This window comes from Phenylobacterium sp., assembly GCF_030697925.1.
Lineage (GTDB): Bacteria > Pseudomonadota > Alphaproteobacteria > Caulobacterales > Caulobacteraceae > Phenylobacterium.
The window spans coordinates 1-4,582 of sequence record NZ_JAUYOJ010000163.1 but is presented as its reverse complement, the minus strand read 5'-3'; the positions used below and the strand labels follow the sequence as shown (position 1 = coordinate 4,582).

The window sequence follows — 4,582 nt, the reverse complement described above, 5'->3', positions numbered from 1 at the left end:
GGAAGACGTTGAACGCCGCCTGGTCCTTCTGCTCGTCCACCGGCCAGAGGATCACCGAGACCACCATCTGCAGCGGCCCGACACTGACATAGACCGGCAGGTCGCCGTATTCGTGCATGGTGACCAGCAGGACCGGCTCGGCCCCCTCGATCACCTGGGCGGTGAGCTCGCCTTCCCGGACCAGCGTGCTCTCGACGAGCGCGTCGCGGAGGCCGGGAACGGTCCAGGCCGTGTCGATGACGGAGTCCATGTTTGTGACGCCTTGTGCGTTGTGTGGAATGCCTAACAAAGCCGGGCCGCGCGTCGACTCTATGACGATGGCCTGTACTGCGGCCTGGATGTCGGCCTTGCACGCCGCCGGCGCCCAGACCTCGATCTTCACGAAGCCCATTTCCCGACGGGCCTGACGCCAGGCGCGGGTGCGCTCGGCGGCCTGTTCGGAACGGGGGCGTCGTTCAGCCATGGATACATGTACGCATACCATGAACGCTTGACAAGATGCCGCGGCAGGTCATTCTGCGGCCGGTTTAGGAAAGCCGCCCACCGATGTTCCGCAAGCTCTTCGGCAAGAACACCCCGAAGCTGGCCGCGCCGGTCCTGCCGATCGTGCGCAACGTCACCATCGGCCGCACCGTGATCCTCGATCCCCTCACCTGGCGGCGGTTCGGCGACGAGACGAAGTTCGAACTCGACCGCGACACCCTGGAGATCACCGCCCAGGGCGTGGTCTCCCTGGATGATGGCGCCTTCGTGCACCGGTTCTACACCGACGACCACGTGATGTTCCAGGCGGTCTCCGACGACCGCGAGGGCCAGAGCGCCAATGACTTCACCCTCTTCGTCCCCTGGCGCAGCGCCTATCCCGGAAGCTCGGCCCAGCGCCGGCTGTGGGCCGACAAGCTGCGGTCCCCGACCTTCATGGAGGACGACCTGCCGGTCTATCGTCGCTTCTGGTTCGACGAGGAGACCCTCGACCAGGCGCCGGTGACCTTCTGGGAGAACGTCTTCACCGACCGGGCCGCCGACCAGCCCTATTCACGGCTCTTCCAGACCTGCATGCTGTTCCACCGCGACCTGCCCGACGAGGGCCGGGAGTTGCTGCTCGCCATGACCCTCGAACCCGCCGAGGGCGACGTCACCCACGAGATCATGATCGGCCTGCCCCTGGCGGTCGGCGAATTCAAAGCCTGAGAGGCAAGCCATGTTCGACGTCACCGCGTTCCAGACCGGCGCCCTGGCCTTCCTGCTGGCCTTCGTCACCGCCGGCGTCTTCACCCTGGCCTTCAAGGTCATCTACCAGTGGATCACGCCCTACAAGGAGCGCGAACTGATCCGGGCCGGCAACAGCGCCGCGGCCATCGCGCTCGCCGGCGCCCTGATCGGCTACGTCCTGCCGCTGGCCTCGGCGCTGAGCCACACGGTCAGCCTGCTGGAGTTCGCCGCCTGGGCGACGCTCGCCGGCGTCATCCAGATCGTCGCCTTCACCGCCGTACGGATGATCGCCCTGCCCGACGTCAAGGCGCGCGTCGAGGCCGGCGAGGTCTCCATCGGCATCTACATGGCCGGGATTTCGATCAGCGTCGGTCTGCTCAACGCCGCCTGCATGACCGCCTGAGGTTCGTCATGAAACGCTCCAGTTCGCTCACCCTCACCACCATGCTGGCCGGCGCCAGCCTGACCGTCGCCGCCTGCGACGACACGCCCGCGGCCGCCCGTTGGGACCAGAACTCGGTCGCCCAGGGCGAGCAGGTCGAGACCTTCCAGTACGCCGACCTGGACTCCTGCAAGACCGCCAACCAGATCCCCGACGCCGAGTGCGACACCGCCTACGCCAAGGCGCTCGAGGACAACGACAAGTCCGCCCCGCGCTTCGAGGCCAAGGCTAGCTGCGAGGAGACCTACGGCGCCGGCAACTGCGTGCCCCGCGGCTCGGGCGGCGGCAGCTTCTTCACCCCCCTGCTGGCCGGCTTCGTCATCGGCCAGCTGTTCGATGGCGGCGGCAACCGCTACTACCGCGGCACGGGCCTTTATCGGGGGCGTGACGGCTACACGACCGGCTGGGGCGGCACGCTCGGCCGCGATTACGCCACCGGCCGCACCACCATCGGCAAGTACGGCATCGACCCGCCCGACGCCGTGCGCCAGGCCCCGCCCCGCATGCAGACCCGCACATCGGTCGTCTCCCGGGGCGGCTTCGGCGGCGGCCGCGGCTTCGGGGGATAGCAAGAGCCCTGCGGCTCCTCCCCCAGGCGGCGAGCGACGGCTGACGCCTCCCCGGCCGGACCGCTAAGCGTCCAACTCGGCGCGCCCCGCTTCGCTGAAATCCACGAGGAAGTTCATCCTGCCCTCAGCCATGAGCAAGCGCAGTTCCTGCAGGCTTTTGTTTGGGGACAGGTACGCATCGATGACCGCGTCGAGCGTCCGCTCGGCCGAAGCCACAACGGCGGCCGAGGAGATCAACCTCATGCGGCCGACGATGGCGTAGAGCCCGACCAGGTCGAGCACGCCATCCTTCTCGTGGCTGAGGGCGTCGCCATAGAGTCGAGACGCCTCGTTGATGAAGTCGGAGAAGAGGACCTCTCGACGCGCCCGGTCGCGTTCGTGAGTGCGGGCGCGCACCTGGGTCCACTGCGTCAGCCAGGAACTCCCCAGGGACGCCAGGCCCCCGATCAGCGCGCCTGCGAGGGCGGCCAGGGCGCTGATAAGGGTCGGGTTCATCGAGCTTATTCTTGAGCCGCGACTCAGGCCGTCCCTACGGTCGCTCCGCTCGCGGCCATCTCCACGAGCGCCGCCACGGTGCGAGGCTGCGAGACATAGATCGCGTGACTTCCCGGCGTCTCGATCGTCTTCGCGCCGGCGCGGCTCGCCATCATCCGCTGGGCCGGAGGCGGAATCATCCGGTCCTCCGTCGCGACCAGATACCAGCTCGGCTTCGATCGCCACGCCGGCTCAGTGACCGCGCCGTCCAACGCGCCGACGCCCCAGGGAACCTGGGAGTCCGCCATGAACGCGGCCTTGTCGGCGTCCACGTCGGCCGCGAACGACGCGTGGAACCTCGACCGATCGAGAAACAGGAAACCGTCCTGCGGCGGCAGGATCGGAGGTGTCGGCGCGCCCGGCGGCGGATTGGCGATCAGGGCGGAAACGGACTCGCCGGCGTCGGGGGCGAAGGCGGCGATATAGACCAGCGCCTTCACCTTCGGGTTCGTTCCAGCCTCGGTGATCACCACGCCGCCATAGGAGTGGCCGACCAGCACGACGGGCTTGTCCTGCGCGTCGATCACCATCTTGGTGGCGGCCACGTCCTCCGCCAACGACACCGTCGGATGTTGCACGACGCTGACCTGGTAGCCCTCCTGGCTCAGGATTCGGTGGACGGCCTCCCAGCCCGAACCGTCGACGAAACCGCCGTGGACCAGAACCACACTTGCTTCACTTGCGCGGGCCATCGCGATCTCCTTCCGATACGCCAGTCGGAGAAGACTTAGGTCTGGGCTACCGCCCCCGAAAAAGACTTTGTAGGTTGGGCGCCATACTTCGCGAGCATGGTACGGGCCATGGAGCTGCGGCACCTTCGCTATTTCGTCGCCGTCGCCGAGGAAGGGAGCCTGACCCAGGCCGCCGATCGCCGGCTGCACACGGCTCAACCCTCGCTGAGCCGGCAAATCCGCGATCTGGAGTCCGAGGTGGGCGTCGCGCTGCTGACGCGCAATGTCCGCGGCGTCGAACTGACGCCCGCCGGCTGGGCCTTCCTGGATCACGCTCGCCTGGCCCTCTCGCAGGTCGAGGCCGCCGGCGAGGCGGCTCGCCGCGTCGCGCGGGCGGCCAAACCCGCGTTTGAGCTCGGCTTCCTGACCGGTCAGGAACTGGAGTGGCTGCCGGCCGCCATGCGCATCCTCGGGGACCAGCTACCGAACATCGACATCACCGTCTCCAGCAACTACTCGCCGGACCTGGCGGACGCCTTGATGAGCGGCAAGCTCGACGCCGCCTTCATGCGACGCGAGGCGCACGCGACCGACCTGGAGTTCGTACGCGTGGCCACTGAGCCGCTCGTGGTGCTCATGCCCGCCGATCACCGCCTGGCGTCCCACGCCGCCATCGACCCGCGCGAGTTCACAGGCGAGAGCTTCATCAGCGTATCGAACATCGCGCCCATGCTTCGGATCGCCATCGACGATCATCTTGCGGCGCTTGGCCTGGATATCCGCCCCAGCCACGAGGTGCACAACCTGACCATGGCCATGTCCTTGATCGCCTCGACCCACAGCGTGGCCTTGGCCCCCACCTACGCCCAAAACTACCTGCCCTCGACGGTGACCACTCGCCCCCTGCAGGGCAAGCCGCCGACGATCGATCTGGTCGTCGGCCACCACAAGGCGAACACCTCCCCGATCCTGCGGCTGTTCGTCTCGCGACTGCATGAGCTGGTCGATTCCGAGCCCTAGGTGTGAGCTCTCAATAGGTTGTCCATCCGACCCGGACCGGGGAAGCTGTGGTTGCGAAGCTACAGGGTCTCAGGAAGGGATCGGATGAACGTCCACAAGAATGCCCGGCTGACGGTGCACAGTCGAGCCGAGTT

At 67.4% G+C, this 4,582-nt stretch carries 7 protein-coding genes; 4 read left to right on the top strand and 3 right to left on the bottom strand.

The window, feature by feature from the left end:
* The coding region (locus Q8Q88_RS15575; protein ID WP_305676103.1) for a DUF2170 family protein at nt 1-463 on the bottom strand (463 nt) is incomplete at its 3' end.
* A gap of 83 nt (nt 464-546) precedes the next feature.
* Between Q8Q88_RS15575 and Q8Q88_RS15570 the strand changes: the two genes are divergently transcribed.
* Genes Q8Q88_RS15570 through Q8Q88_RS15560 form a run of 3 tightly spaced genes read left to right on the top strand, consistent with a single transcriptional unit; the run spans nt 547 to nt 2,223 of the window.
* On the top strand, nt 547-1,191 hold the full coding sequence (locus Q8Q88_RS15570; RefSeq protein ID WP_305676102.1) for a YjfK family protein: 645 nt from the start codon (nt 547-549) through the stop codon (nt 1,189-1,191).
* Between the two features lie 10 nt (nt 1,192-1,201).
* Complete coding sequence (locus tag Q8Q88_RS15565) at nt 1,202-1,615, top strand: DUF350 domain-containing protein (protein WP_305676101.1); 414 nt, start codon at nt 1,202-1,204, stop codon at nt 1,613-1,615.
* 8 nt (nt 1,616-1,623) lie between these two features.
* Nucleotides 1,624-2,223 (top strand): DUF1190 domain-containing protein, encoded by a 600-nt coding sequence (locus Q8Q88_RS15560; protein ID WP_305676100.1) that lies wholly within the window; start codon nt 1,624-1,626, stop codon nt 2,221-2,223.
* Nucleotides 2,224-2,286: 63 nt separating this feature from the next.
* Here Q8Q88_RS15560 and Q8Q88_RS15555 read toward each other — a convergent pair whose 3' ends face one another.
* Together Q8Q88_RS15555 and Q8Q88_RS15550 are read right to left on the bottom strand one after the other, a co-directional pair.
* Nucleotides 2,287-2,718: a hypothetical protein gene (locus Q8Q88_RS15555; RefSeq protein ID WP_305676099.1), complete on the bottom strand. Its 432-nt coding sequence runs from the start codon at nt 2,716-2,718 to the stop codon at nt 2,287-2,289.
* 23 nt (nt 2,719-2,741) lie between these two features.
* Complete coding sequence (locus Q8Q88_RS15550) at nt 2,742-3,449, bottom strand: alpha/beta fold hydrolase (protein ID WP_305676098.1); 708 nt, start codon at nt 3,447-3,449, stop codon at nt 2,742-2,744.
* A 108-nt stretch (nt 3,450-3,557) separates the two neighbouring features.
* Between Q8Q88_RS15550 and Q8Q88_RS15545 the strand changes: the two genes are divergently transcribed.
* Nucleotides 3,558-4,448 (top strand): LysR family transcriptional regulator, encoded by an 891-nt coding sequence (locus Q8Q88_RS15545; protein WP_305676097.1) that lies wholly within the window; start codon nt 3,558-3,560, stop codon nt 4,446-4,448.
* Nucleotides 4,449-4,582: the final 134 nt, after the last annotated feature.